The organism is Paenibacillus sp. ov031, from assembly GCF_900143165.1.
GTDB lineage: Bacteria > Bacillota > Bacilli > Paenibacillales > Paenibacillaceae > Paenibacillus > Paenibacillus marchantiae.
This window is the reverse complement of record NZ_FRDO01000003.1, coordinates 729,117-755,464: the sequence shown is the minus strand read 5'-3', so window position 1 is coordinate 755,464 and position 26,348 is coordinate 729,117. Positions and strand designations below refer to the sequence as shown.

The window sequence follows — 26,348 nt, the reverse complement described above, 5'->3', positions numbered from 1 at the left end:
AGTAGAGAAAGTTGAATCGAAGAGAAAGAATGTTTTTATAAAATCGAAGGAGAGTGACATAGATGAATATTATCATTTTGGCAGGCAGTAATCGGAAAAATGCAACCAGTACACGTTTAGGGGAATATGCAGTGGAGGTAATCAGCGGTCAGAGGCATGAAGCCAGCTTGTTCGATTTATATCAGACACCGCTCCCATTCTACGCACCGGATGAAAAACAGAATGAAGATCAGAATCTGTCTGACCTGAACACACGTATGCTCGCCGCAGATGCCATTATTCTGTCTACGCCAGAGTATCATGGCAGCATCAGCGGTGTACTCAAAAATGCATTGGATCACCTGAGTCAGGCTCATTTCAGTGGTAAACCGGTATTGTCCATCAGCTCAGCAGGAGGTGCGGTGGGCGTAAGCTCGCTTTTGCAGCTGCAGGTGATTATTCGCAATTTGCATGGTATTAACGCGCAGGAGTGGATTTCCATTGGTGGTGCACAGCGCAGAAGATTTGAAGCAACGTTTGACGGATACGAAGAATTTGAAGGCAGTCAGGATATTGAGGATCGGATCAAACGCGTGATTGGTTCATTTTTGCACCTTGCCGAGACGTTAACTGCAGTACGGAAACCATCTGAGAGTTAAGAGAAAAGAGGTTTTCATCATGATTAAAGGCATATTTGAGACTCATCTGAATGTAACGGATCTGGAGAGATCCCATCATTTTTATGAACAGATCGTTGGATTGCAGCATGCTTATGGGCAGAAGGAACGTGGGAACTCCTTTTACTGGATTGGCGGTGAAGGCAACGCGATGCTCGGACTGTGGCAAAAGGACCCTTCCGAGGTGCAGCGGCAGCATTTTGCTTTTCAGGTATCGTTGGAGGACATGAAGCAAGCTGTCACTTACCTGGAGGATAAAGGAATTAATACGCATAACTTTCAGGATGATGATATTGGCGAGTTATATGTATTTGGATGGATGCCGGCTGTGTCCGTGTATTTTACCGATCCGGATGGTCATTCCCTGGAATTCATATCGATGCTCCCGGATGAAGCGAAGCCGGAACTTGGCATGGTGCCATGGAGTGAGTGGGAGAAGATGCACGGTCGGGTGAAGGGGGACACAGCATGATTTTTGAAGAGGTCAAATTATATACAGCACGATTGGAAGACATTAAGCACTTTTATATCAACACACTGGGTTTGAACATGGCTGAAGAGTCCGAGCATGCCTTCACGCTACAGATTGGTTTAACGAAAATGATATTCATGCGAAGTGAAGCAGATCAGAATCCGTTTTACCACTTCGCCTGGATGATTCCAACGAATCGTTTTCAGGAGGCCAAAGCATGGGCAGCGGCACGTGTCCGTCTAAGTAGGCATGAAGGTGAGGATGAGACCTATTCAACGAATTGGAACTCGAATTCGCTCTATTTCGAAGATCCTGTCGGTAACATTCTGGAGCTGATTGCTCATCATTCCGTTCATAACGAGAGTGACCGCCCCTTTTCGGAGAAGGATCTGCTGCAGGTGTGTGAGGTGGGACTTGTCACGGAAGATGTGCTTTCTGCGGTAGATGAACTTGAGCAGATGGGGTTGAAACGATGGAGAGCGATTAGCGATACCTTTGCCCCTATAGGGGATGTGAACGGTTTGTTTATTGTGGTGAGAAAGGAGCGAACCTGGTTCTTTTCGGAGCAAAAAGCAAACATCTATCCGCTGGAAGTGTCCATACGTGATGTTGGGAGACTTCGAATCGGCTAAAATGCGCGGAACAGCAGGCAAAACGGTCATATGTGCACCATTTGAATCATCTTATAGAAGTAAACGCTTTAAAAAGAGTGTTTTGCTAAAAAAACTGTTGCTGGTCGTGTGTGTATCAGGGTTCGCATCGATGAAGGGTGGTGGCATGTTGGATCGACGTTTGTTGGAAGAAGGGCTGGCTGTTATTGTGTCCAGTCGGGAGCGTACAGGAGATTTGTGGCACGCCCATTATGGGGCGGGAGCTATTGCGGCTTACTTTTGGGTGAGGGAAAATCGTCTCACTGCCCTTGCGGCGGGCAGTGTTACGGCTGAAGCGAAAGCCATGCTTCGCCAGCACGGGTTGAATGATGGCTTGAACTCCCGGAATGGAGATGTTTTGCCAAGGGAAGAGGCCGAAGCGCGTATTACAGCAGCGCTGGATCGAACCATCGGAGAGCTGCACTGGGTGGGTCATCAGGCCATCTATGGTGCCCTTAGTCTGAAAGCCATTCGTGAACTGGATGGTTGGGGCACGGAGCAGGACATGGATCAGATGGTTGAACTTATTGATTCTTTTGAACGAACCATTCCAGGTAGATCCTGGGTAAACACAACTGTGAAAGAAATTCGCAGCTTGAAGTTGAGTGAGGCAGACGGATTCCCTGATATAGAACGCCCGGAACAATTGTCCCGGCTGATTCTGGATGAGCTTGGCGCATTTCGTACCATCTATCAGGCAGAAGCACATCATGATCTGATCGGCCACATGCTAACCTACGGGCACGCGCTTAATATATTATTTGAACTGGATTACCCTGCTTTGTTCCATAAAGGCATTCCGCCTTTTCTCAGGATGGTCAAGGCGCTGCGACTGAGCCGGGATGTGGATGCCGAACAGGAGATGCCAACGCTTCAATCTCCAGTTGATCGTCTGCCATTGATTCGTGCAGAACGCTCTGTTGCACTTCCACATGAACTGGAATACTGGCTCACCGACAGACGTTCCCGCGATTGGCATGGAGGTCATGTGTTCAAATTTCCATTCAGCTTCTACCATCATGCAAGAAACGGAAATTCAGTTCCGGAAAGCTGGGAAAACTTCCGCTATATTATCGCGTGAGCAAAATACGTTTAAGAGAGCACAGCCTGAGATGGCTGTGCTTCTTTTTATCTTTTTAACGAGACCAAATTTCAAGGATAAACAGGATCAAAATGACTCTGGATGCCAGCATGTATGGTGATTTTCGTATGGGCTGACGCGCTGTCCATATTCCCCAGGAACTCATAAGTGCAATACTTCCCCAGAACATCCATAAGGGAATGCCTTCAGGCGTAAATGGAAAGGACAGCGAGGGCAGACCTGTATTGCCAGCCCCAAGAAGAACAGTGGTCATATAGACGAGCAGAAGGAAAAGTAACTCAAATAGCAGGGTTTGCAGCCAGAAATAATAGATGTGCAGCACTCGAAGCAGAATGACTGTGACCAGGATAAACAGGATACCAACGGATGAGAATGTTGCAGCGGTCCATCCAATGAGTGAAGTAGTTAGAATATCTGTTTCCTGATAAAAGGTGTACATTGTCAAAGCGTACATAACGGGGCCAGCCATGTAACTGGTAATAGCGATCCACAGATAGAACCAGAGCTTTTTTTTCATGATCGTATCCATCCTTTATCGTAAATAAGGTTTGAAAGGCTGCTTATTATCATATAAACAGCATCAGGAATGGATTTGTTGGGTTATCTGGAGGAAATCTCTGCAAGAAACCGACGTTTAACCGCCATGATTGCGACAACAAATAGACGTAATCCATACGGACAACCGTCAGCGCGACCGATTTAAACATGTAAGATTGTATTATCGGATCAGTAGCAAGTGACATATCCCGATAAGCACATACGCTAATGTACAGACCGGCCAGGGGCCGGTTTTTTTATGCGGTGATTGCACACTTGCTCTGATCGGGTACTAAAGAAAGACTGAATATATCTAACAGGAGGACTTAGGATATGAAAACAGTATTGTATGTTCCACTGGATGATCGTCCAGCGAATCTGGATGACGTCGTTGTACAAGGAAAAGCAGCCGGTATCCATATCATTACACCGCACCTGGGTGACATTCAAAATCGTCTGGATTCCGAGAAAACGGTAGAAGGCACCACATTGCTTGGAACGTCTACGCCTACGTATGGGAAACCGTCCAATATTCATGATTTCATTTTGAAAAATGCCGCTAAAGTGGATGGCTTCATCATCTCTTCGGATATGCTGGCTTATGGTGGTCTGATTGGCAGTCGTCAGCTTCGTGAAGATGGAGGGGGCACATATCCTGATTATGATCAGGACACAACCCGTTTGCTCGATGTGATCAAAGCGATTAAAGGAAAATATCCACGCAAACCGGTGTTTGTGATGGATACCATTATGCGACTCGCCACCACCTCATTTGCAGATGGTCTCGCATTGGATGCTTACAACGAATCACGTGCACTGATGCAGCAGCCGCGCCAGTCCTTTACGGCATTCGAGGATATTGTGAACGGGTACAACCTTTCTGCAGAGTCTACGGAATATGGGGAAACGACGTATTTTAATAAAGAGCAGTACTACAACACCAGACAACATAAATTCAAAACGAACCTGTACATTCTGGATAAGCTTGCTCGCAAAGGATATATTGACTTCCTCGGCGTAGGAGTCGACGATGCGAATACGCAAGGCGTTCAGATTAACGAGATCAATTATGTGGAAGCGAGGATCAATGAATGGCTCGGTGGGACGGATGGACAAAATCCCGATCGGGCGATTATCCTTCCAGATGCCGATGGCCTGGGGCACGCTCTGGTGGCACGCATGGCTAACCAATTGCTTCGTGGTGGGAAGAAGACGCGTTATGCAGTGAAATATTTTGGCCCTCATGGTTCCACGATTATCAATGCCTACGAATATATGAATTTGCATGAGAATGTGGTACGGCATGTGGATATTGTAGGTGGTGTGGTTCTAGCGGATTCCGCTTATCCAAAATCTGATGTGGTAACGGATACAACTTCCGATGTGGAAAATGGAAATGAATTAACGAATGCTACATCTGTCGATGAAGCTTCTTCGTTTGACATGGCGTCTGAGCTGGATCGCATGACGAACCGTCATCCAGGCAAACCGGGTAATAAATCGGTGGACATTGAGATTATTGCTATTACGGCGCTGGATCAGGTGCAGGCGGCAGTGGCGCAATTGACGAGTAATAGTGAGAAGGGGCTGCCTTCGGTGTTGATTGATTTTGTAGGAAAAGGTCCAGCCAACGTCGATGTAGCCGAAGCGCTCCTGAACAGCCCGTATGCGGGTCGGGTTCTGGGTTACAGTGCATGGAATACGCCGGGGAACAAAATCGGTATGGCTGTGGGTATGGGACAATCCCGTTATGCTCTGATTACAACCGAAACACATGCCCATACGTTGCGAGATGCCATGAATGCACATGGTTCATTGTTGTTCAAACGTTTCCTGAAAGATTACTACTATAAAGCAGTAGCGATTGCAGATATCCGCACGTATTCCAGAGCGCATGCGCTGTATACCAATGTGGCAACCCTTGCAGATCAGAACATGGCACTCTTCAACTCTGAAGAGGATTACACTCATCTGCAGACTTTACTCAGAGATCTGATGCAGACCCATACAGCAACGTTGGCAGGAAAACCAGCTTTTGCCCAAGGGAACGTAGCGATCAAACAAATCTGTAATGGCGAAGCAGCTTATGCGGAGTATTGCAGCGCGCTGCTGGAATATACGAACCCCGATTTCATCTGGGGACGTGCGTTTGAAATCACGTTGAATCCGAAAGTTACGCTGAAATAATCTATTTTTTTTTATTTGTGTTTTAGGAAGTGAAATGTGGCGAGTCTCATAAATATACTCCGCATTGGTCAGTCCATCGTTTAGAAAGATAGGATGTTATCTTTTGTAAGATATGATCAGATATTTAGGAATTAATTCATTTCTTTTGTTTAAATTAATAAAGAATAGCACTTTTCTACTGAATTTCAATCCGAAAAAATCAGTATAAAAGTGCTATTTTTCTGGATTACGTTTACATATTTACATGTTCAAGGTATGGTTTTTTTGTGGAAAAAAAATCCAACAAAGGGATGGTGGTTGTATGAAATATATTAAGAAAGCGTTATTAATATGCGGCTTAGGAGGATTATTGTTTAGTAACATACAAGCTTATGCGACTCCAGTAACTGGTTATTCTTGGGGAAGCAGAAATATAACTTATCAAAACAATGGTTCTAATAATTTCTACATAAACATATGGACAAATGCTAGAGATGAATGGAATCTATCTACTGATGTTTTTCTGAAAGCTGGTACGAATTCTAAATTTACTGCGGGCAATAAATCTGACAGTGGCGTTACTTGGGACGGTCTTGCGGAATGGACATTTAGTATTATAACTGGTAACTATTCCACTATGAAAACATGGGTTAATACATACTACACAACGCAAAGTCATTACAATACAGACAATGTAGAGGGTATCGCAACTCATGAATTTGGACATGCCCTTGGGTTGGATCATGCTCCATATGGTAATCCTACAGTTATGACTCCAAATACATTTGAACGTAAATCTTCTGGAACTTTGGTAGATGGGCGTCCAAACAAGTCACCAACTTCATGGGACATAAATACCGTTAATGTTCTTTATGACAATAACTTTGCTAAAGCCCAGAATCAAGAACCTGTACTAGATGTTCCCGAAAATATTCTTCAAAAGGCTCAGATAACACAAAAAGATTTGAAAATAAATCATTATTCCTGGGCTATTGGCTATAGCACACTCGAAGCTCGTGCATATGATGCTGATCTTATTGTGAGTGGGATTGTTAAAAACAAACTTAGTCCTCTCATAAAAAATGATGGTGAAACCGAAGAAGCATTTCACCAATCAGAGGTAGCTATAGAAAATGTCATCAAAGGAGAAGGTTCAAAAGGAGATACAATTATTTTACGCCAAATTGGCGGAGAAACGGATACGTCTATTATTTACCATGAAAATTCAACCGAACTCCAAGAAGGTACAGAAGTATTGATGTATCTAAAAAAGATCGATGATAATGTATACATTCCAATTAATGAGGATGAAAGTATCTTTATTAAACAGGGTGTACAATCGCTTAAAACGGGTGACAGTTCGTTTAAAAACCTGTACGATAATCGTTTAGTTACTCTTGATGAAGCTTCGGCTTCTATTAATTAATAGCCAAGTCCAGGCCTCATCAATTGGGGGCCTTAATCTATTCCTGGAGGTAATATGAAAAGAAAATTTTTATTTATACCGGTCGTTTCTTTGATTTTACTTTTGATTGGTTGTTCATCTTCCTCAGGAAGTTTTGCTTCAGATAAAATGATAAAACTAAAGGAAGAAGTCTATATTACAAGCAATGACATCATCTCAGAGGAGGAACTAGCTGAACAAGTAGGTGAGATAGAGGTATCCTCGACCAATGAGAGTGATCACGGTGATGGGAACGTTATTAGTTCCAACACCTACAATGTAGGTACAAAACTATTTAAAATCAAAAACGAAAACAGTAAAGATATGATTGCTGTTGAGGACTCTACAGAGAAATACCTCATTGCCTATAATACCAAATACAAAGAAATAAAATAATGTTAATAAGACGTCTTATACTTCAACCCAATGATCGTCTTTTTTCCACCCCGGATGCACCCTTAATTGCACCTAAGTCGTACGAATCACCATCCGCGCTAGGGATGAAAGGGTGTAAGATTGTATTATCGGATCAATAGCAAAGGACACACACCGAAAGCACATACGCTAATGTACAGACCGGCCACAAGGGGCCGGTCTTTTTGTTGCGGTGAATGGTGTCCCGCTTTGGCTCCGGTAGATACGCAGAGGCTGAGTTAAAGGGGGAATTCGCTGCTGCAACATTGTTGCTGCACAATGCGGGCAGATCTCAAACTTGCAGCTGAAGGGGGCAAAATGAATGTGTCTATGAGTAGTGAGTTAAACAACACCGCCAGCACAGGGCAAGTGAGCAACGTCATCAGGCGAACGCTGAAGCAGAAGCTGGAGGCTCTTGTCCCGGCATGGAATGGCCGAGTACAGGATATTCCTGCACCGGGAGAGGTGTTAGCCGGACCCTGTGCCGTGATTGCTTTTGCAGAAGAAGTACCGAAGTCTGCTTGGGCGGGATATAGGAGAGTCATCAAAATCTCTCCCTATGCACGCGCCGAAGATGGAGGTGCTGAACAAGTGGAGGCATGGTCAGCAGCGCTGATGGAAGGACTGCACCAGGTCAGGCTAGAGGATGAAGAAGGCGGGGCATTTACCTGTATTTTTCTAGGTTCCTCGGATTGCGATCGTGTGGACGCCAGTTCTGGACTGGTTACGCGCAGCCTGCGATTCGGGGTGTATGTTCCGGAAACGGTGGAATACGCTCAGGCTGAAACCACAGATTCGTGGATGGCTGCACTTCAGGGCTGGACACGAACCCAGCTCGGACAGGAATGGTCCGTATATGGGGATGTGTGGCCAGGAGGTTATAAGGCCAAGTCCATCCTGTGGCGATTGACGGGATGCAGCACAACCACCGCAGGGACTTCTGCGTTGGAGATTCGTAAGCAATGGATTGGGCACGTGCTGTCTGCAAATGTAGCAGATGTCGGTCAAACGGTCACACATCTGGTTGAACAACTGGCTGTGCAGCCCCGTATTGCTTTGACGGATACAGACGGTACGCGATATGTGACGGTGGATGAAGTTTCTGCCGACTTGCAGGCAGACGCCTATTTGAACGGACAGATTCGTCTGACGCTGCAGCAGCGTATTCGCCGTCCGGGTACGGATGTTCCATTGATCCGCGAGATTCACCATAGCAAAGGGATAGAGTAAGTGCTAGTCGAGAGGGACTCTAAATGGGGTTCCAGATGAGAAATTCAATATCATACGTTAGCTTCAAATTTATAAATTCATAGGTTCGTAGATTCATAGGGACAAAAATTCATAGGTCAAAATTATAGTTCAAAGATCAGGTTCAACGAATTCAGTAGTCAAACAATGAGGTGAGATGGTTATGGCAAGCTCAGCGAAAAAAAACAAACAGGCCGCCCCGCAATATACGCGGGGCGAGCTGATGAATCATGCCGAAGCCCTCTTTGCCGTTAAGGCAGAGGTGCTGTATGGTGCGCTGTACGAAGCGGCGCAAGAAACGTTTTCCATTGAGGAAGCGAAGGAACGCATCAACCAATTTATGAAAGCGAAGGTGAAGGGATAATGGCAGGCGGAACTTGGGAGCAAACGAATCGTCCGGTACTTCCGGGCTTATATATGAATTTTCAGGCGGCAGCGTCTTCGGCCATTCAGGCTGGTAATCGGGGAACGGTGGTTGTGCCGATCAAGGCAAACTGGGGTCCGGTGGGTACTTTTGTAGAAGTTGGCAGTGAAGCTGCAATTGAGCGTATTTTCTCGGCACATGCCTTGGATAACGGAACAGCTTATACATCCTTGAAGCTCGCTCTGTTGGGTGGACCGAAAAAGCTGCTCGCTTATCGGGTAGCCGGAGAGACGGCGAAAGCAGCCACGCTTACGCTGAAAGACAGCAGTGATACAGCCGTTCTGCAACTGGACGCCAAGTATCCGGGTGACCGGGGTAACGGGTTCTACGTCACCATTCAACCGGGTGTAATTGATAATACGAAGCATGAAGTGCGCTTGTTTGAAGGCAACCGGATGCTATATGCACTGCTGACTGCGGATATTTCGGCAGCGTCACTGGCGAAAGAGATCAACGCGGATGAAAGCAACATTTGGATTAACGCTCAGGCGATTGGCGATGGTACAGGTGTTGTTGCAACCGTTGCGGGAGCGGCTTTTAAAGGTGGTGCAAGTGGCAACGATGGACTGACCAATGCGGAGTATATCGCCGTGCAGGGCGCGCTGGAAGGAGAGCAATTTGACGTTTTGGCACTGGATCATGCGGCGGATGCACCTTTGCTGGCGAGTTTTGCAGCTTGGGTGAAACGTGTACGCAATGAGGGTAAACCCGTGATGGCTGTACTCGGTGGTACTACGGCAGACGACACCTCTACGACTGCAGCACAGAAGGCAGCAGCACGTTCACTTACGTTGAATCATGAGGGTGTGATTAATGTTGGTACGGGTGTGCGTCTGGGAGATGCGTTCTACAGCTCGGCGGAAACGTCTGCTTATGTTGCGGGTCTGATTGCCGGACAACGTCTGAATGAATCCACAACATACGCTCCTTCTCCGTTCGATGACGTGACTCGTCGCTGGACTCGTGCAGAACAGGAGCAGGCGGTACAGAATGGCGTATTTATTTTCTTCCATGATGGACGTCAGGTGAAGGCGCTTCGCGGAGTGAATACACTCGTGACCCCTGCTGCAGGACAGAATAATGCCTGGAAAAAAATCCGTTCCATTCGTGTCATGGATGCAATTAATACGGATTTGCAGCGCTCTGCTGAAGATACGTATATCGGCAAAGTGAACAATACGGAAGAGGGCCGTCAGGCGCTGATCGGTGCGATGAAAGCCTATCTGGCGCTGCTCGCACAGAGCAATGTCATTGAAGCTGAGGGATACGATGTCGTTCTTGACCCGGCGTATTATGGTGCTGCACCCATTCTCAAGCCGGAGGCGGATCAGGTATTCCTGCAATGGAACGTGAAGCTGACGGATGTGATGGAGCAGTTGTTTGGAACGTTTTACGTGCAATAAGTAGTGTAGAGAAGATCGGTTATTAAATTGATTAAAATTATTTGAGCTGGTGTTTTACACGATAACGGAGAAGGCAGAAAAAATCTGGGGATAACAGCGATCGGAAGATTATTCTGCCCGCGGAGTTATACCGTGTAACAATGATCAGCCAACCATTCCAAGGAGGAATTGTCATGTTGGATGCGTCAAGAGTAATTCTCGGTACCCATGGTCAGCTGCATATCGATGGTGTGTGGCAGACGAATATTAATAAGCTGGAGGCCAGCGTAGAAATCGAGAAGCGTGAACTGAATCTGGTCGGCAACGATTGGAAAGTACACAAGAATGGTGCGAAAAAAGGAACAGGCACGATGACGGGTTACAAAGTCACTTCGGACATGATCCAGCGCGGCTTCACCAAGTTCCAAATTATCTCGAAGGTGGACGATCCAGAATCATACGGTCATGAGAGTGTTTTGCTGAAAGGTTGCATGGTGGACAAAATCCAGCTTGCCAACTGGACTGCGGGTGAGGAAGTACCGGAGGAAACAAGTTTTACATTTGAAGGGTTCGAACTGTTGAATCCGATTGTAGCGAATTAAGGATGGGACGACTTTGAACTTCGGAAAGACCTCGTAACGAAGCTTGTCTAATCAGGCATACGGGCAACGAGACTTAACAGAAGTGGGATACACAGGCAGGCCGAGAAATTCTCGGTCTCTTTGTTGTCCCTGGATGTGGAGATGTATTAACCCAATTGTGAAATGAGAAGGAGATCGCACCCCATGAGTATGAACGAGAATATGTCTGAAGAACAAATTTTGGATCAGCTGTTTGAAGCAGCAGAACGTTTGCCGGAAGAGAATGTACGCATTCAACGTTTGGATCTGTTGCTGACCCTGCGTGGATTGACGTCCTCCAAAGTGGATCAGATCCGAGAACGCTGTACGATTCGCAAAACGGTCAAAGGCCGCACCGAGGAAAAGGTGGATACCGAAACATTTAACGCGCTACTGATTTCCGAAGCAACGGTAAAAATGAATGTTCGCAGCCTGGAATTGTCCGGTTGGGGAGATAACCGTATTACCGGACGCATGAAGCTGTCCGGTGGGGAACAAGCGGTTCGCCGCATGTTGCTCGCGGGTGAGTTGGATGCCGTTGGCGACAAGGTGCTGGAACTTTCCGGCTTCGGTGTGGAGATTGAAGACCTAAAAAACTGATTCACTCCGGCGGGATGACTACGTTCTTATATCACATGTGGGTTCGTCATCATCTACGGCCCGGAGAATTCTGGTCTTTGCCACGCGGGGAGCGTTCGCTGTTGATTGCTTTCTCAGAAGAGGAAATGGCAGCGATCACCTCGCAAATGAATCGATGATTAGATCGGACAGGGGGTGAAAGAAATGGCAGAAATGATTGTGGGTTTATCCAAATCCAATGCGGAAATGCGAACGACCATCCGATATCTGGATCAGATCCAGCGCTCAACGGAACGTCTGGGCAGAGTTCGCTATCAGAGTCTGATTAAAGTGAACAATGAGCTGAGAACAACAGGGCGTAGGCTGGAGAGCATTTATAGTACGGCTGTGCGATTGAGTAGATTGCGGATCACGCCAACGGTTGATTTGGCTGACCGTGCTACTCCAGCATTAAATGGTTTGTTGAAAAAAATGAAGCAAATCCGATCTAAGATGTTGAATGCTACAGCTAATGTGCAGCTCAAAGTGAGTCACCAAATTTCAGGTGTGTCCGTTAATGTGAATTCACAGCCATTAATAGATGCTTTGAGTATGAATACGCAGTCAATTAATATGCTGAGCACCAAGCTGGATTCCATTAATATTGGGGGAGCAGCAGGAGCCGAAGAAAAACCTAAAACCTTTTTGCAAAAGATGAAGGGCATGTTTGATCGAGGCAAATCGATTTCTTCTGGCGTACAGAAAGGATTCGCTGCCAGGAGTAGTGGGAAAAAGCTGTTGAGAGAAATAAAAAGGCCATCCACTCCAGGAAATAAGTTAAAGAAATTGATGAAGGTTACGAAACGCGGAGCCACTTTTGTCAATGATTTCTCGTCCGCAGGATCGGATTTAATCGGTGGTATTGATGGAATGTGGGGAGATGTCAAAGGACTATTTGGTGGTGGAGGAGCAGGAGGTAGTGGAGCCTCTGGAATAATGAGTAAACTGGGTGGAGGGTTAGCCAAGGGCGCAGGCAAGTTATTTGCACCGATTCGTATGCTTAGCAATATTAAAGATCTTGCGAGCGCCCCTCCAGAGGAACGAGTGCGTGCATTAGGTTCTGTTGCTGGTAGTGCAGTAGGAACAACTCTTGGCAGCATCCTTGGCAGTGTAATTCCGGTGGGTGGAACCTTTGCAGGAGGTGCATTAGGTGGTTGGCTTGGTGAGAAAGCAGGTGGCTGGGTTGGCGATAAGGTAGGTGGATTTATCAATAACCATGCAGAGGGTATTTCGAAAATGGCGAATCTTGCTGTGCAGGGAACGAATATTGTTATGGAGAAATCAAAGGATATGTTCAATGGCATATCCAGTTTCTTCGGTTTTGGTTCCAAGAAAGAGGAAGAGAAGCCTGTCGTACCCGTATCCACTGTCCCCGTATCCCCAGCAGCAATGGTGGTTTCAACGTCGCAAGTAGCAACAGGTCCGCAGATGCCACCTGCCTATATTCCACCGGCACTGACAATGACGGGTCCAGCAGCTTATATGAACAGTAAGGTCGGCCAGTCTACATCTGCTGGTTTTATGGGAACAAGCGTGATGCAGTCCCAAGCCATGGGTCTAGGTAACGGAGCGCAAACTGCTGGAAATGCCAACGGCAAATCATCCACGATGACGGTACAAATATCCGAAGATCAGATGAGCAGTCTGTCCGCTTACCTCAAGGATTTCAAAACCGAGACGACCAACCAGATATCCGTAAACGTACCACAAGGTGCAGTGCAGGTGACTGTCCGGGAGAACGCCATCGACTACGATGCGATTTCACATCAGGTTGGAATGAGATTTGCAGGTGAAGTGCGCCGTGCGATGGAGAATCGCAAAACTATTATGGCCTAAGCAGAAAGGAGGCCTGTCATGACTGTTTTTAAAGATAACGTGGAAGGTGTCAAAATGGAATTTACCCTGATCGATGGGAAAACGAAGTTTCAATTCCCGGTGAAACCGGAAGAACTGACAATCTCCCGATCCAAAGGGTATGAGACGATTAATATGCTGGAGTATGGCGAGTTTGATTTTGCGCAGGGGGAGAAGGTGAAGGAGATCACCTTCTCTTCTTTTTTTCCCAAAGAATATGATGCGTCCTATTGCATGTACGAGCCTTTGCCTGATCCGCGTGTAGCAATGAATATGCTGAATACGTTTCTGGTATCGAAAAAGCCGCTGCGTTTCATCATTACCAACACGGGGGTGAACGTGCCCGTGTATCTGATCTCCCACAATACCACCTTCCGAGGCGGTGAGAGCGGGGATATTTACTTTGACATTACGCTGCGTACGTGGCGGGATTCCAAAGTGGAGAAGGTTGGCGCGGCTACATCTGCGAGCAAGTCTGGTTCCCGTTCGGATCTGAAAACGAGCAGCAAGACCTACACCGTCAAATCTGGCGATTCCCTGTCCAAAATAGCCAAGCTTGAGCTGGGCAGCAGTTCCAAATGGAACGAGATTTACAAGCTCAATGTGAAGACCATCGGCAGTGATCCCAACCGGATCAAGCCGGGACAAAAGCTGGTGATGCCATGACCTACAAGGTCATTGTCGACGACAAATATGACATCACCAAGCTGGTGGAGACGATTACGTTGAAGGACTCGCTCGACCAGATTGCCTATCAGGCTAACATCCGGCTGGCGGTGTCTGCGTCTTCAGGTCTGCCTGCGATATCACCGGGTATGGCGGTGCGGATCAGCGGGATTCCTTTTGGCGAAAAATCAATGGTTCACTTGCTGCACCCTGCGGTCATCTGGGAAGTGGAAAGCTCAAACAGCGGCACCAAGCGACTGTCCCTGACCGTCTACGACCGGATGATTTATCTGGAAAAATCGGAGGATGAGTTCCTACTGCCCAAAGACCAGACTGCCACGCAGCGACTCAAAACGTACGCCAAGGAATGGAAAATTCCATACGCCGCGCTGCCGGATACCAAAACGAAGCTGAGCAAAGCGGTGTATCGGTCGCAGACGATTTTTTCGATGATGTTTGCCGATCTGAAGGAAACGGTGAAATCCGGTGGGGATATGTATCATCCGCGGATGACGCCGGGCGGGTTGCAGCTGTTTAAGGTGGGCAGCAATGCGAAAGTGCACGAGCTGGATCGACTGATCGATCTGACTCAGATGCGTACGCTCGAAGGTGCGGTCACCAAAGTTAAAGTGATGGCGGCCTCGGAGTCCAGCAGCGGCAAAGAGGTTCCATCCAAAGTGCTCGCGATTGAGCAGGATGGTGTAGCCGAACTGGGTACGCTGCAAAAGCTGATCGAAGACGATCAGGTGAAAACGGCGACTGCTGCTAAGAAGCTAGCGAAAAGCCGCCTGACGGGTATTCAGGAGACCTTTACCGTATCTGCACCAGATGTGAATACGATTCGTGCGGGAGACGCGGTGCTGCTTAAAGGGCTGAAACTGATCGTCATGTCGGTTAGCCGTGATCTGTCCGCTGGACCTGGAACGATGACGTTGGAGCTGGGCACGGTCGAGATGGTGAAAAGGAGGGTTTACCTTGAATAAAGATGATCCGTACGGGCATTTTGCCGAGGTCATGCGGGGTGCGATGAGCACACATTCTCGTCAGGCTGTGAGCGGGCTGGGCGCGGTATTGGGCACGATGACCTCATCCGGCGTGAAGCTGGATGATTTCAAGCACGAAGTGCAGGATTATCTCGTGGCCGAGCTGCCGGGCACGCTTGGACTGCCGGCGCGCGAGGCTGCCGGCGCGATTTCCGGTATATCTGACGTGGCAAACGGCGGAACGACGGGCACGGGACGGTTTCTTTTGCAAAAAGGGGAAGTGGAAGAAGCGGTGTGGTCTCTTGGTAAAGGATTAAAAGCGGGAGATCGCGTACTGGCGATGCGGGTGAATGGCGGTAACGACATTGTGGTGCTGTGTAAGGTGGTGAGTGGGAATGCCTAGTTTGTTCCCTGAAACAGGTTTGGTATGGGGAGACGAGGAAGATCTGTCGGGGGCGGCTTCGGAAGAGGTGCGGTTTGGACGGAGCTGGCGATTCGATTACGATGCGGGGGATTTTGTGCTGACCCCAAGTGGCAAAGTTGCTGCGGCGGGTGCGCATGAAGCCTGGGTGCAATGGTGCATCAAGGCCGTGAAAACGCCACGGTACAGACATGTGATCTACTCCCGAAACTATGGATCGGAGCTGGATGAGTTGGTGGGTCAGGGGGACAGCCGGGGAGTAATGGAAAGTGAGATCACCCGGATGGTTACGGAGACGCTGCTTGCTGATCCACGCACGGATTCGGTGGACCAGTTTACGTTTGATTGGAATCGGGAGCAGTGCATGTTCTCGTGTCGGGTGGCGAGTGTGCACGAAGAGATGTTTATTCTGGAAAGTGAGGTGATCTGACGGGATGGCTGAGATTCCGCGTTATTTGGAGGACCAGACGGAGGAACAGATTATGCAGCGCATGCTGGATCGTCTGCCCGCGGATCTGGACAAGTCGGAGGGTTCGTTTTTGTGGGATGCGGAGGCTCCGGTTGCGTTTATGCTGTCTGAAGCGGCTTTGTGGGCGCAGGAATTGCTTCGACGTGGATTTGTGAGTACCGCCGCGAGCAGTGATCCGAATTTCCGTTCGGAAGAGCTGGATCTGCGGGCGGGAGAACATGGCCTTACGCGGCGGACTGCGGTGGCGGCACAAGGTACGGTTCAATTCGTGGGTACGCCGGGCAAGGTGATTCCTGCGGGTACAGTTGTGGCTACTTTGGCAGATGAAATCTCCGGTGAGGCTTCGCTTGAATATGAAACCGTTGGTCGTGTGGAGCTGGGAGAAGATGGTCTGGGTAGTCTTGGTGTGCGGGCGCTCGTTGCTGGAAAAGAAAGTAATGTGCCTGCGGGCACGGTAACTGTGCTGTCCACACCAGTGAGTGGCGTTACGTCTGTAACTAATGTTGAGGTGATTAAAGGCGGTGCGGATATTGAGGCAGATACGGCACTGTTGGAACGCTTTTATGCCAAAGTCCGCAACCAAGGGACAAGCGGCAACAAATCGCAATATGTGCAATGGGCCAGTGAGGTGCCAGGTGTTGGTGCAACTCGTGTAATACCGCTATGGAAAGGCCCGGGCACGGTGGGATTGTATTTGCTGGATACGGACAAACGTGCCGCGGGAACCGATCTGGTGGCGGCGGTACAGAAGTACGTTGACCCAACGCAGGATGGACAGGGTGAAGGCGTTGCACCAGCTGGCCCCGTGGTGACTGTCATGCCGGCAGAGGAAGTGCCGATGAACATTCAGGTGAAGCTGACGCTGGCAAGTGATGCGACACTCGCTGATGTGCGGGCATTGATCGAACGCGGGGTGACTGCGTATCTGAAGCAGTTGGCATTTGCCGATCCACTTGTACGCTACACCCGGATTGCCGCGATCCTGCTGGACATTCCGCCGATTATCGACTATTCGGAGCTGACCGTGAATGGTGTGAGCGATCAGAATATTGAGATGACGGCGAGTCAGGTGGCGGTGCTGGGGACGGTGGATGTGCATGAGTAGCGCAGTGAAGATGGTGAAAGCGAAGTGCGGATGTGGGGATAGAGGCAATGTACGACAAGGTGGATGTTCTAGTTGTGCTGCTCCCGACTTAGGTGGAAGTGAAGAAAAAGGCGGGCAAAAAGGGCTTTTGTATCGTGCAGAACGCCGTTTGGGAACGCAGCAGCATTTAAGCGAAGCTGTTTACGTTGATCTGAAAGGAAAGGAGGATGCAGGTAATGAGTGCACCTTCTGCTGTAGATGTTGGACTGACGAGTGAAAAAGGGCGGGAACTGTTCTCGTATTTGCCGAGTTACTATGAGACTTCCCGCGTGATGCAGTCCGATATGCAATCCAAAGGGACCGAGATGGATATGCTGTATCAGGCGCTGGATGAAACATTGGATCAATTTTTTGTCCGTACGGCGACGTGGGGACTGGATTTATGGGAGAATGAGCTTGGCATTGAGACGGATCGTCTCAAACCTATGGAGCAGCGGCGTGCCGTGGTGGAGTCCAAGCTGCGGGGTGCCGGGAAGTTTTCGGGCAGATTGGTTGCAAATGTGGCTGAGGCATACGCTGGAGGTAAGGTGGATGTAACGTTTCAACCGGAAGCGTGGAGCTTTAGGGTGAGCTTTGTGGACACGATGGGCATTCCGCCCAATATTGACGATCTCAAACGCGCAATTGATGAATTGAAACCGGCCCACATGGCCGTGGAATATGAGTATCGTTATCTGGTCTGGGACGATCTGGACAAGAAGCAGAAAACATGGGATGAACTGGACGCCGCGTCCTTGACGTGGAATGAACTGGAGGTGTGGGCGTAATGCCACAAGAAACCGATCGATTGAAGTTACCTCTTCCCTTGGGGAACGAAAATGTAACCCGGGAGAGTATTAACGGGATTTTTGAAAAGATTGATGCAGGGGTTGCAACGCAAGCGGATTTGGATACGCTCCGTGAAGCGGTGAGTCAGATGGATATTCCGGATGCGTCTTTGACGCAGAAAGGGAAGGTACAGTTGTCGAGTAAGACGGATGGCACGTCTGAGACGGTGGCAGCGACGGAGAAAGCAGTTAGGGATGCGAGTGTGACGGCTGAGACGAATGCGAAGAATGCAAGCCTGCCAAGGTCTGGAGGTTCTATAGTTAGCGACGCAGGAGTATTACACCTCGTGGGTTCAACTCATGTTTATCAAGGTTTCTTGCCAGAAGGCCAGGACTCAGGTAGAAAGGGATACATCGGATTTGGTACTCCCGGGGGGAAGGACTTTACAATTGCAAACGAATACGGAGGAGAATTGTTATTCAGAGATAAGAACGGAGTGACAGCACTTTCTGATTTAAAGCAATCTGTCAGTAACGGTAAAGCATCAATTGCCGCTGCGATTACTGGCAAGGGAGTACCAACAGCGGCAGATGCCCAATTTGCAACGATCGCGAGTAACGTGGAGAAGATCCAACAAGGACGATACCAAAACTTAAATATCACGAACAATCTTAACGATTTTGTGATAGGCGCATCTCATGACGGAACAAAATGGAGTTCATTTGCGAAATTTTCAGCTGGAACAAAACTGATCACGATGAACACAGGTACAATCAGTTTTGGAAATTTATACACTCCAGTGAGACATGAACAATATGCAGCGAGCATGAATTTGTATCTGGTTGATATTAATGGTAACAGGCTCGCTCTTGTAGGCATAGCTGGGGGGAGTATAAACAATGATAACTACAACTGGTACAATTTTGAGATAGGCTCAACATTAACTAGTTTATTTGTGGACTCAACGAAAAAGAGTGTTGGTTTAAGTGGTTCTACTAATTATGTATCTTACAACAACCGAAATACCTACTCAACTAGAAACAAACCCTACGCTACAATTAATGTTCCTGCAAGCTTCGACTTCAATGGTGAGTTAGAACTCGCACTGTACATCACGAAATCCAATATAACTGAGAGTTCTTGGGCAGGAGGAACAGGCACTGGAGTTCATTACTACGCAAGTAATACTAATATAGTGTCACTTTAAAGAAATACTTCAAGTTTAATCTTGAGACGTACAACTCAGTGGAAAGGGATTATTACATTCATACTGCTCTTAATTAATCTTAATCAAGATCAACTCTAATCAATAAAAGGAGGTGAACCATGACTTCAAACGAACTAACCACTGCCATCGCTAACACACTCACACAGCACTTTCCCAACACCCAAATCCGCCCTTCAACGGGCAACACCAGCTCAACTCCGGACAGTCAAGGCATTACCTACCGCCTGCTATCCGCTCAACTTACCCGGGAACGTAGCGATCGCTTTGTGCAATTTCACGTCTTTGAAATCCGCTGGCTCGAAACAGACCATATCCCGGCAACTTTACCGGACGAACTGTTCGAAGCATTGGAAACCATCGACGTAGAAGGCGTAACCTATCGAGCAACGGAACTGCGCTGGGAGACGGAGAACAATACGCCTCGAATGCTGGTGTACTATACTATGCGAACGACCAAAGTGTCGGAGTCCACCTCTACCATGCAACAACTGGAACAGCGCCCTACCACACTTAAAGCTGCGAACGAATAATAATCAAATGAGGGGATCTACATGAAAGGAATAGGAGGCGCATTGGCAATGTTTACGAAAAAGGAACCGGACCCTAAAAAGCAGGAAACTCAACAGAAAAACAACCAGAAATATAGCAAAGCACAGTTCTCTGAATCCTGGCAGCTCAGCCGGATAGAGAAAGAAATTTTGGTAGCCGTGCTGCTGGAACAAGAAACGTACACAATGGAAGAAGCACAGGAACACATCCAACAATTTATGAATGGGGAGGCACAATAATGGCTGGAGGAACATGGACGACACAAAACAAGGTACGCCCCGGCGTATATATGAATTTTGCATCAGAGGGCTCGTTGCCTGGTACGGTAGGGGAGCGGGGAACAGTGGCTTTGGCACTTCCATTGTCCTGGGGACAAGCAGGCACAATCCTGACCGTACAGGCAGGTGAAGATGTACATGCCAAATTGGGCTATGACTGGACAGCACCGCAAATGCTGCTGATCCGCGAGGCATTGAAACGGGCGCAGACCTTGCTTCTTTACCGACTCAATGCAGGGACCAAAGCCAAGGCAACCTTGGACAAACTGACAGTGACAGCCCGACACGGTGGTGTGCGTGGTAATGATCTGGCAGTTGTAATCTCCACCAATATCAATGAACCGGAACAATTGGATGTCTCCACTTTGCTTGAGGGTAAAGAAGTGGACAAACAAACGGCATCCATCATCGAAGCTTTGGAATCCAACGCATATGTCACATTTACTGGTGAAGGTGTACTCACAGCTACAGCGTCACTTCCACTAACAGGAGGACTGGATGGTACAGTAACCAACCAAGAGCATGCGGATTTCCTGACTAAGTTGGAGGTATTGGATTTTAATACAGTCGGTTTGATCACAGACGATGCTACGTTGAAATCTGTATACACGGCCTACATCAAGCGTTTGCGCGACACCGAAGGCAAGAAGGTACAACTGGTGCTGTCGGATTACCCCGCTGCGGATCATGCAGGCGTGATTAGCGTTAAAAATGGTGTTGTGCTCGCAGACGGTACCGTTCTTACGCCAAAACAAACCGTAGCATGGACTGCCGGTGCAACAGCGGGAGCTAACCTGAATGAATCTCTGACCTTCCGCGCCTATGACGATGCCGTGGATGTGAATGGCAGATTGACACATACCGAGACAGAAGCAGCATTGCGTAATGGCGAGTTTGTGTTTAAGGCGAGTAGCAACCGTGCGGTGGTAGAGCAGGATGTGAATACATTCCGTTCGGTGACACCGGATAAGGCACGTCATTTTGCCAAAAACCGTGTTGTCCGTGTTCTCGATGGTATCGCTAACGATATGAAACGGATTTTCGAGTCCTATTACATCGGCAAAGTGAACAACAACGAAGATGGGCGCAGCCTGTTCCGTTCCCAATGTGTTACTTACCTCAAGCAGCTTCAGGATATTGGGGCGATTCAGAATTTTGATTCGAAAACTGATATCACTGTTGCTCCTGGCAATGAAACCGACAGCATTCTGATCGAGATTCAGGTCCAACCTGTAGATTCCGTTGAAAAAGTATACATGAAAGTGAAGGTGGTTTAAGATGGCATTTTTGAAAGCAAGCGATACAATCTCCGGCCAGGAAGGCCGCGCATACGCAACGATTAACGGACAGACGGAAGAAATGTTCTATGTGAAGACACTTGAAGCAACCGTGGAAAAGCAAAAAGCAGAGGTCAAAACCCTCGGACGACGCGGTGTACAGCACAAAGCAACTGGTTGGTCTGGCTCAGGTTCTATGACGATCTTTTATACCACTTCCCGTTTCCGCGAGCTGATGCTTCAGTACATGCAAAATGGTGTCGACACTTACTTCGACATTGAAGTGACCAACGAAGATCCTTCGTCTACCATTGGCAAACAGACCGTGACCCTCAAAGGCGTCAATCTTGACAGTGTGATCATGGCATCCCTGGATACCGAGGCCGAGGCGTTGGAGGAAGAAGTGAGCTTTACTTTTGAAGATGTGGATATGCCTGTATCGTTTAATCTGCCGAAGTAATATAGAAGTTGCGACATATGAACCATAAATGAATAACGAGTTTGATTTTAGAGTGGGTTTGTAAAATAAAATAAAAGAAACTTGTTCAACTTGCCTGTGTTACGGGCTATTTGGCGTGTCAAAATACTGTTCTTCGTCGCTTCGTGCGGCGGGGGACCTAACTTTAGAGGAGGAACAATACATGAGTGGATTGAGTATGTTTTTTGCCCAAAATGCAGCAACTGATACAACGGAGGAGTTTATCGTATCTCCCCGTTTCAAAGATGAGAAAGGCGAGCCGGTTGCCTGGAAACTGCGAAGCATGACCGAGGACGAGAACCAGGAATGCCGCAAGGCGGCTACCCGCAAAATCAAGGGCAAGAACGGTGTCTACACACCTGACATCGATGCGAATGATTACATGGCTCGCCTGATGAGTGCCAGTGTCGTGTATCCAGATTTGAAAAATGCAGAACTCCAGCGTTCATATGGCGTAATGGGGGCAGAGTCGCTTTTGCGGAAAATGCTGTTGCCTGGGGAATTTGCTTCGCTCGGCGAACAGGTTCAGAAGCTGAACGGCTTCAATCAGGACATGAACGAACTGGTGGATGACGTAAAAAACTAATTAAAGAGGGCGATTCCGAAGCCAACCTGGCTTATTACGCTCTCCATGAATTGAACATTTTGCCTCATGAGCTAATGGCCTTCTCGATGCGAGAACGAGCGGCCATCTATGCAATGATATCCATCCGGGTGGAGGAAGAGAAGAAAGAACGGTCCAAGAATCGCGCCCGGAAAAAATAAAAGGGAAAGGAGGGAGAAATGAATGTATGCCATGTTTGCAAGACTGTATATCATGTCAAACAATATGGTTCAGCAATTTCAAAATCTGCCTACCGTAATCAATTCGGTATTCAACCCTGGAAATCTGAGCCGAATTCAGTTGGCAGGCAACTTACTCCAAGGTGTGTCAGAAGAACAGGCTAAGGTAAATGCTGCCTTTACAGAAGGAGCCCAGCGCGTGCGTTCCTGGATCAGCATGATGAAATCAGCAGGACAAGCGGTTCTTGTACCAGCGGCGCAGGAAGAGGATCTGAAGCATCGCTATATGGCTACTACGGGTGATGATGCTCAAGGGGAGACGATCTTTAATCGGTACCGTGCGGAAGCGTTCAAGAGCGGACAGAATGTTACTGATGCTTTGAAAGGTGCGCTATCGCTCATCCCATATGCACAGAATACGGATCAGGTTGACCAACTGAGAGATATGACTAAACGGTTGAGTATGCTTTCTCCAGATGGAAAAAGTATGTCAGATGCATCCAGTGCCTTGGTCGCTGCCATGAACGGAGACAACGTTGAACTTGCCAATTCTTTTAACATTCCTGCAGAAGCTCTTAGCGGAGCGGGTCTGCAACAAACCATTGATTCATCCAATCTGGATGGGTTTATCACAAAGCTTGATGTCATTCTACAAAAACAAGGCTATACTCAACAGGCTTTCGACACCATGTTGGATTCACCGTTGCAGAAGTGGAATGCATTAGTTAATCAGTTTAATGGGGTTCTCGGCCAGATTGGACAGGCAGCTCTTGTTGCGTTGACGCCTTTACTTGATCGATTAAATGAAGCCTTTGCAAATGGGGAGTTCACGGTCATTATTGAGTGGATTAGTAATGCATTTACTGTTGCGGCAAACGCGTTGACGATGCTGGTAAACGGTATTTTATACCTTGCAGCCGTGATTCAGCAGAACTGGGATATCATTCAGCCTATCCTGATGGCATTGGCAATTGTTGTACTGGCATTGGTCATCGCACAAGTCTATAGTCTAGTTGCTGCGTGGTTATTGTTGAATTGGCCGATTCTTTTGGCAATTGCTGCGATTGCGGCAGTTATTGGAATCCTGAACATGATGGGGATGTCAGGTACACAGATCCTGGGAGTTATTATTGGTTCATTTATGATGCTTGGAGAAATCGTACGCGTAGTTGTGGCTACAGTGTGGAACCTGTTTGCTTCGCTGGGGGAGGCTGTTGTTAACTTTTTCATAGACCCAGTATATGCCATACAGAAGTTATTTAAAGACATGGGGATTTTCATACTTGATATATTCTATAATGTCGTAACTGTAATTGAAGATGCCATGGAACGAATTAATGGTGGGCTTAACAGTCTGATCAAACTGGTTAACAAAACTTTTGGCTTTAATATTGGTTTGTTTCAAGAGTCAGATATTAATTTAGGTGGCAAGCAAATAAAGGAGTGGAAGAAAGGCCTGGAATCCTGGGAGCCTACGAGTGACAAAGATGTGAAGACATTTTTCAAAATGGACGGAGAATACAATCCTAAAGCTTTTGAAGATGGTCAGCAGGTTGCGGAGGATTTACTTTCTGGTTTCTCTTCAACCTCGAATGCGGATTCCAAGGATAAAGGTCTACCAGGCGGTAATTTTGGCAAAGACTTCACACCCGAAATACCCAAAACACCTCCTATGCCTTCCATACCAACTGCACCTGCTCCCACGGTCGTTCCCAACAACAACATGAGTAACATCAACAAAATCAACAATATCGGACAGGTGGACAAGATCGGTGATGTGGATGGTACAGTGGATGTCACCAGTGAAGATCTAAAACTGATGCGTGAGCTTGCTGAGATGCAGGCGATTCAGCGATTTGTCAGTCTGACGCCAACTGTTCAGGTCACCACGGGTGATATCAACAGCGGACATGACGTGGACAGCATCATCAGCAAAATCACCGATGGACTGAACAGTCAGATCGTCTCCAGTGCCCAGGGGGTGTATGGATAAGTGGAATATTATATTCAACTAAGCTTCAATAATCGCTCTGAATACATGTTTTTCCCGGTGACACCAGAGAGCATTGAGTTTTCGGATTCGGGAGATGGCAGTACATTTAACGTTAGCGCTTTGGGTGAAATTAACGTGATCAAATCGCCGAAGCTGCGTGAAGTCAGTTTCAGCGGGATTTTTCCGGCAGACTACAGCCCGTATCATCTGAACTACGATGCAAGACATCCGGCAATTCAGAAGCAGTTTTACCGTGATCCCTATGAATATGTGAAAAAGATCATCCGTTGGATGCAGACGGGCAGACCCGTCAGGCTTTTCTTTTCCAGTGCAAGGTACACCATTAATATGGCTGTTTCCATTGAGAGCTTCGACTGGAAGGAGACAGCGGGTACGGTGGGCGATATCCAGTATGATATCAAGCTGAAGCAGTTTATCTTTTATGCCGCCAAAAAAGTAGTGCCACTCAAGGACAGTAAGGATACTGCTGCTTCAAAAACAAAAACCAAAGCCTCCCGGCCCAATGAAAAAATTCAGCCGAAGACCGTCACACTTAAAGCAGGAGACTCCTTGTGGTCTGTAGCTAAAGCCCATCTGGGAGATGGATCTCGCTGGAAAGAGCTGCAGAAGCTGAATGGCATCAAAGATGCAGAACTGAAGAAGTTGCCGATTGGACTTGTGATCAAGCTTCCGTGAAAGGAGAGGTAAAATGCAAGAGCAGATCAAGCTGGATGATAAGCTGGCAAACATCAAGGAACGGTTATTACTGGATGACAAACAGGGCAACATCTGGGACATTAGCGAAATTGCTGGTGACATTACGTACAAAACCTCCCGTATCGGCAAGCCTTCCTCTCTGGAATTCACGTTGATCAAGGGCAGTCTGTACCAGAATAAGAAATTCACCTATGAGAATGGATATGTCGTGAAATATATCAGCAACGAGGTAGGCATATTTTATGGATATATCTTCTCGGTGGATAGTGGTAAGAACGAAAGTATCAAAATCAAAGCCTACGACCAGACTCGTTATCTGACCGCGAATCAGACGTACAAATTCGTTAACGCAACGGCTATGGATGTGATCAAACGAATTGCTACCGACTTTCAGTTAAAGGTAGGCGAGCTGATCCAGCCGAAATATGTTATTCCGCGCATGTTATTTGATAACAAAAAGCTGATTGACATGATCTGTGAGGCGCTCGACCGAACGTTGATCTATGGCGGCAAAAACTACATCTTCTACGATGATTTCGGCAAGCTTGAGCTTCGGGATGTGGAAGAGATGCCTTATGGATTTGTCATTGGGGATAACAGTCTGCTCACGGATTACAGTTACACTAGGTCGATTGACGACCAGACGTATAACAAGATCAAGCTGTATCGGGACAACAAGGATACGGGCAAAAGAGAAACGTTTGTGCATCAGGATTCAGGCAGCATCCGTCAATGGGGGCTGCTTTTTTTGTACCAAAAAGCGGACGATGGTCTGAACGAAGGCCAGATTGATGCCATGCTGAAGACCCTGATGACCCTCCGTAATCGCGAGACACAGACGTTGAAAGTGGATGCGCTTGGTGATTTCAAGGTAAGGGCAGGCAGTTTTGTCAACATCCAGATCAATGAACTCAAGATTAATCAATATTTTCTGGTAGACGAATGTACGCATAAGGTACAGGGGGGCGTGCATACGATGTCACTGGATTTGAAGGTGGTGTAACGAT

At 47.5% G+C, this 26,348-nt stretch carries 29 protein-coding genes; 28 read left to right on the top strand and 1 reads right to left on the bottom strand.

Annotated elements, in window-relative coordinates:
- Positions 1-62 precede the first annotated feature (62 nt).
- The 4 genes from BUA17_RS17360 to BUA17_RS17345 are packed head-to-tail and all read left to right on the top strand — an operon-like array spanning position 63 to position 2,859.
- A complete protein-coding gene (locus BUA17_RS17360) occupies positions 63-638 on the top strand; it encodes an NADPH-dependent FMN reductase (RefSeq protein ID WP_063564558.1) in 576 nt (191 codons plus the stop codon).
- 19 nt (positions 639-657) lie between these two features.
- Positions 658-1,128: a VOC family protein gene (locus BUA17_RS17355; protein WP_072734393.1), complete on the top strand. Its 471-nt coding sequence runs from the start codon at positions 658-660 to the stop codon at positions 1,126-1,128.
- Entirely contained in the window at positions 1,125-1,760 is a 636-nt protein-coding gene (locus tag BUA17_RS17350) for a VOC family protein (RefSeq protein ID WP_072734392.1), read from the top strand. Before BUA17_RS17355 ends, BUA17_RS17350 begins: the two co-directional genes overlap by 4 nt.
- Positions 1,735-2,859, top strand: a complete 1,125-nt coding sequence (locus BUA17_RS17345; protein WP_244552176.1) for a hypothetical protein — start codon at positions 1,735-1,737, stop codon at positions 2,857-2,859. Before BUA17_RS17350 ends, BUA17_RS17345 begins: the two co-directional genes overlap by 26 nt.
- Before the next feature lie 55 nt (positions 2,860-2,914).
- Here the strand turns inward: BUA17_RS17345 and BUA17_RS17340 are convergent, their stop codons facing one another.
- Positions 2,915-3,397 carry a hypothetical protein gene (locus tag BUA17_RS17340; protein WP_063564555.1) on the bottom strand — a complete coding sequence of 161 codons (483 nt, stop codon included), beginning with the start codon at positions 3,395-3,397 and terminating at the stop codon, positions 2,915-2,917.
- A gap of 353 nt (positions 3,398-3,750) precedes the next feature.
- On the opposite strand from BUA17_RS17340, the gene BUA17_RS17335 reads away from it, so the two are divergent.
- From BUA17_RS17335 to BUA17_RS17215, 24 genes are all read left to right on the top strand, one after another.
- Complete coding sequence (locus BUA17_RS17335; protein WP_072734391.1) at positions 3,751-5,604, top strand: DUF4127 family protein; 1,854 nt, start codon at positions 3,751-3,753, stop codon at positions 5,602-5,604.
- A gap of 301 nt (positions 5,605-5,905) precedes the next feature.
- On the top strand, positions 5,906-7,009 hold the full coding sequence (locus BUA17_RS17330) for a matrixin family metalloprotease (protein ID WP_063564553.1): 1,104 nt from the start codon (positions 5,906-5,908) through the stop codon (positions 7,007-7,009).
- 54 nt (positions 7,010-7,063) lie between these two features.
- Positions 7,064-7,423, top strand: coding sequence for a hypothetical protein (locus BUA17_RS17325; protein WP_063564552.1), 360 nt, complete (start codon positions 7,064-7,066; stop codon positions 7,421-7,423).
- Between the two features lie 342 nt (positions 7,424-7,765).
- Positions 7,766-8,671, top strand: a complete 906-nt coding sequence (locus BUA17_RS17320; RefSeq protein WP_139295679.1) for a hypothetical protein — start codon at positions 7,766-7,768, stop codon at positions 8,669-8,671.
- A 181-nt stretch (positions 8,672-8,852) separates the two neighbouring features.
- The gene (locus tag BUA17_RS17315) at positions 8,853-9,053 is read left to right on the top strand and encodes a YqzN/YkzM domain-containing protein (RefSeq protein ID WP_083584750.1); all 201 of its coding nucleotides are present in this window, start codon (positions 8,853-8,855) and stop codon (positions 9,051-9,053) included.
- Entirely contained in the window at positions 9,053-10,516 is a 1,464-nt protein-coding gene (locus BUA17_RS17310) for a phage tail sheath family protein (RefSeq protein WP_072734389.1), read from the top strand. Before BUA17_RS17315 ends, BUA17_RS17310 begins: the two co-directional genes overlap by 1 nt.
- Positions 10,517-10,689: 173 nt before the next feature.
- Positions 10,690-11,097 carry a phage tail tube protein gene (locus tag BUA17_RS17305; RefSeq protein ID WP_064640174.1) on the top strand — a complete coding sequence of 136 codons (408 nt, stop codon included), beginning with the start codon at positions 10,690-10,692 and terminating at the stop codon, positions 11,095-11,097.
- A 183-nt stretch (positions 11,098-11,280) separates the two neighbouring features.
- The gene (locus tag BUA17_RS17300; RefSeq protein WP_072734388.1) at positions 11,281-11,715 is read left to right on the top strand and encodes a phage tail assembly chaperone; all 435 of its coding nucleotides are present in this window, start codon (positions 11,281-11,283) and stop codon (positions 11,713-11,715) included.
- Positions 11,716-11,898: 183 nt separating this feature from the next.
- The gene (locus BUA17_RS17295) at positions 11,899-13,569 is read left to right on the top strand and encodes a hypothetical protein (protein ID WP_072734387.1); all 1,671 of its coding nucleotides are present in this window, start codon (positions 11,899-11,901) and stop codon (positions 13,567-13,569) included.
- Between the two features lie 54 nt (positions 13,570-13,623).
- Positions 13,624-14,253, top strand: a complete 630-nt coding sequence (locus tag BUA17_RS17290) for a LysM peptidoglycan-binding domain-containing protein (protein ID WP_072734457.1) — start codon at positions 13,624-13,626, stop codon at positions 14,251-14,253.
- Positions 14,250-15,236, top strand: coding sequence for an XkdQ/YqbQ family protein (locus BUA17_RS17285; RefSeq protein ID WP_072734386.1), 987 nt, complete (start codon positions 14,250-14,252; stop codon positions 15,234-15,236). The genes BUA17_RS17290 and BUA17_RS17285 overlap by 4 nt, the downstream gene beginning before the upstream one ends.
- Positions 15,229-15,639, top strand: a complete 411-nt coding sequence (locus tag BUA17_RS17280; RefSeq protein WP_072734385.1) for a hypothetical protein — start codon at positions 15,229-15,231, stop codon at positions 15,637-15,639. The genes BUA17_RS17285 and BUA17_RS17280 overlap by 8 nt, the downstream gene beginning before the upstream one ends.
- Positions 15,632-16,087, top strand: coding sequence for a DUF2634 domain-containing protein (locus BUA17_RS17275; RefSeq protein WP_072734384.1), 456 nt, complete (start codon positions 15,632-15,634; stop codon positions 16,085-16,087). Before BUA17_RS17280 ends, BUA17_RS17275 begins: the two co-directional genes overlap by 8 nt.
- 4 nt (positions 16,088-16,091) lie before the next feature.
- Positions 16,092-17,231 carry a baseplate J/gp47 family protein gene (locus BUA17_RS17270; protein ID WP_072734383.1) on the top strand — a complete coding sequence of 380 codons (1,140 nt, stop codon included), beginning with the start codon at positions 16,092-16,094 and terminating at the stop codon, positions 17,229-17,231.
- A 215-nt stretch (positions 17,232-17,446) separates the two neighbouring features.
- The gene (locus BUA17_RS17265) at positions 17,447-18,037 is read left to right on the top strand and encodes a YmfQ family protein (RefSeq protein ID WP_072734382.1); all 591 of its coding nucleotides are present in this window, start codon (positions 17,447-17,449) and stop codon (positions 18,035-18,037) included.
- Positions 18,037-19,245, top strand: a complete 1,209-nt coding sequence (locus tag BUA17_RS17260) for a tail fiber protein (protein ID WP_072734381.1) — start codon at positions 18,037-18,039, stop codon at positions 19,243-19,245. The genes BUA17_RS17265 and BUA17_RS17260 overlap by 1 nt, the downstream gene beginning before the upstream one ends.
- Before the next feature lie 119 nt (positions 19,246-19,364).
- On the top strand, positions 19,365-19,796 hold the full coding sequence (locus BUA17_RS17255) for a phage tail terminator family protein (RefSeq protein WP_072734380.1): 432 nt from the start codon (positions 19,365-19,367) through the stop codon (positions 19,794-19,796).
- 48 nt (positions 19,797-19,844) lie between these two features.
- On the top strand, positions 19,845-20,054 hold the full coding sequence (locus tag BUA17_RS17250; protein ID WP_072734379.1) for a YqzN/YkzM domain-containing protein: 210 nt from the start codon (positions 19,845-19,847) through the stop codon (positions 20,052-20,054).
- Positions 20,054-21,370 (top strand): phage tail sheath family protein, encoded by a 1,317-nt coding sequence (locus BUA17_RS17245; RefSeq protein ID WP_072734378.1) that lies wholly within the window; start codon positions 20,054-20,056, stop codon positions 21,368-21,370. The genes BUA17_RS17250 and BUA17_RS17245 overlap by 1 nt, the downstream gene beginning before the upstream one ends.
- A 1-nt stretch (position 21,371) precedes the next feature.
- Positions 21,372-21,830 carry a phage tail tube protein gene (locus BUA17_RS17240; protein ID WP_017690162.1) on the top strand — a complete coding sequence of 153 codons (459 nt, stop codon included), beginning with the start codon at positions 21,372-21,374 and terminating at the stop codon, positions 21,828-21,830.
- Between the two features lie 181 nt (positions 21,831-22,011).
- Positions 22,012-22,434: a phage tail assembly chaperone gene (locus BUA17_RS17235; RefSeq protein ID WP_036611390.1), complete on the top strand. Its 423-nt coding sequence runs from the start codon at positions 22,012-22,014 to the stop codon at positions 22,432-22,434.
- 201 nt (positions 22,435-22,635) lie between these two features.
- The gene (locus BUA17_RS17225) at positions 22,636-24,624 is read left to right on the top strand and encodes a phage tail family protein (RefSeq protein WP_072734376.1); all 1,989 of its coding nucleotides are present in this window, start codon (positions 22,636-22,638) and stop codon (positions 24,622-24,624) included.
- Positions 24,625-25,320, top strand: coding sequence for a LysM peptidoglycan-binding domain-containing protein (locus tag BUA17_RS17220; protein WP_072734375.1), 696 nt, complete (start codon positions 24,625-24,627; stop codon positions 25,318-25,320).
- A 13-nt stretch (positions 25,321-25,333) separates the two neighbouring features.
- The gene (locus tag BUA17_RS17215; RefSeq protein ID WP_072734374.1) at positions 25,334-26,344 is read left to right on the top strand and encodes an XkdQ/YqbQ family protein; all 1,011 of its coding nucleotides are present in this window, start codon (positions 25,334-25,336) and stop codon (positions 26,342-26,344) included.
- Positions 26,345-26,348: the final 4 nt, after the last annotated feature.

Coding starts and splice junctions, on each gene's coding strand:
- BUA17_RS17330 (WP_063564553.1), top strand. CDS start 5,906: ATGAAATATATTAAGAAAGCGTTATTAATATGCGGCTTAGGAGGATTA.
- BUA17_RS17290 (WP_072734457.1), top strand. CDS start 13,624: ATGGAATTTACCCTGATCGATGGGAAAACGAAGTTTCAATTCCCGGTG.
- BUA17_RS17355 (WP_072734393.1), top strand. CDS start 658: ATGATTAAAGGCATATTTGAGACTCATCTGAATGTAACGGATCTGGAG.
- BUA17_RS17300 (WP_072734388.1), top strand. CDS start 11,281: ATGAGTATGAACGAGAATATGTCTGAAGAACAAATTTTGGATCAGCTG.
- BUA17_RS17250 (WP_072734379.1), top strand. CDS start 19,845: ATGTTTACGAAAAAGGAACCGGACCCTAAAAAGCAGGAAACTCAACAG.
- BUA17_RS17225 (WP_072734376.1), top strand. CDS start 22,636: ATGTATGCCATGTTTGCAAGACTGTATATCATGTCAAACAATATGGTT.
- BUA17_RS17345 (WP_244552176.1), top strand. CDS start 1,735: ATGTTGGGAGACTTCGAATCGGCTAAAATGCGCGGAACAGCAGGCAAA.
- BUA17_RS17310 (WP_072734389.1), top strand. CDS start 9,053: ATGGCAGGCGGAACTTGGGAGCAAACGAATCGTCCGGTACTTCCGGGC.
- BUA17_RS17265 (WP_072734382.1), top strand. CDS start 17,447: ATGAGTGCACCTTCTGCTGTAGATGTTGGACTGACGAGTGAAAAAGGG.
- BUA17_RS17315 (WP_083584750.1), top strand. CDS start 8,853: ATGGCAAGCTCAGCGAAAAAAAACAAACAGGCCGCCCCGCAATATACG.
- BUA17_RS17350 (WP_072734392.1), top strand. CDS start 1,125: ATGATTTTTGAAGAGGTCAAATTATATACAGCACGATTGGAAGACATT.
- BUA17_RS17305 (WP_064640174.1), top strand. CDS start 10,690: ATGTTGGATGCGTCAAGAGTAATTCTCGGTACCCATGGTCAGCTGCAT.
- BUA17_RS17275 (WP_072734384.1), top strand. CDS start 15,632: ATGCCTAGTTTGTTCCCTGAAACAGGTTTGGTATGGGGAGACGAGGAA.
- BUA17_RS17260 (WP_072734381.1), top strand. CDS start 18,037: ATGCCACAAGAAACCGATCGATTGAAGTTACCTCTTCCCTTGGGGAAC.
- BUA17_RS17360 (WP_063564558.1), top strand. CDS start 63: ATGAATATTATCATTTTGGCAGGCAGTAATCGGAAAAATGCAACCAGT.
- BUA17_RS17295 (WP_072734387.1), top strand. CDS start 11,899: ATGGCAGAAATGATTGTGGGTTTATCCAAATCCAATGCGGAAATGCGA.
- BUA17_RS17325 (WP_063564552.1), top strand. CDS start 7,064: ATGAAAAGAAAATTTTTATTTATACCGGTCGTTTCTTTGATTTTACTT.
- BUA17_RS17270 (WP_072734383.1), top strand. CDS start 16,092: ATGGCTGAGATTCCGCGTTATTTGGAGGACCAGACGGAGGAACAGATT.
- BUA17_RS17245 (WP_072734378.1), top strand. CDS start 20,054: ATGGCTGGAGGAACATGGACGACACAAAACAAGGTACGCCCCGGCGTA.
- BUA17_RS17255 (WP_072734380.1), top strand. CDS start 19,365: ATGACTTCAAACGAACTAACCACTGCCATCGCTAACACACTCACACAG.
- BUA17_RS17235 (WP_036611390.1), top strand. CDS start 22,012: ATGAGTGGATTGAGTATGTTTTTTGCCCAAAATGCAGCAACTGATACA.
- BUA17_RS17340 (WP_063564555.1), bottom strand. CDS start 3,397: ATGAAAAAAAAGCTCTGGTTCTATCTGTGGATCGCTATTACCAGTTAC.
- BUA17_RS17285 (WP_072734386.1), top strand. CDS start 14,250: ATGACCTACAAGGTCATTGTCGACGACAAATATGACATCACCAAGCTG.
- BUA17_RS17335 (WP_072734391.1), top strand. CDS start 3,751: ATGAAAACAGTATTGTATGTTCCACTGGATGATCGTCCAGCGAATCTG.
- BUA17_RS17240 (WP_017690162.1), top strand. CDS start 21,372: ATGGCATTTTTGAAAGCAAGCGATACAATCTCCGGCCAGGAAGGCCGC.
- BUA17_RS17215 (WP_072734374.1), top strand. CDS start 25,334: ATGCAAGAGCAGATCAAGCTGGATGATAAGCTGGCAAACATCAAGGAA.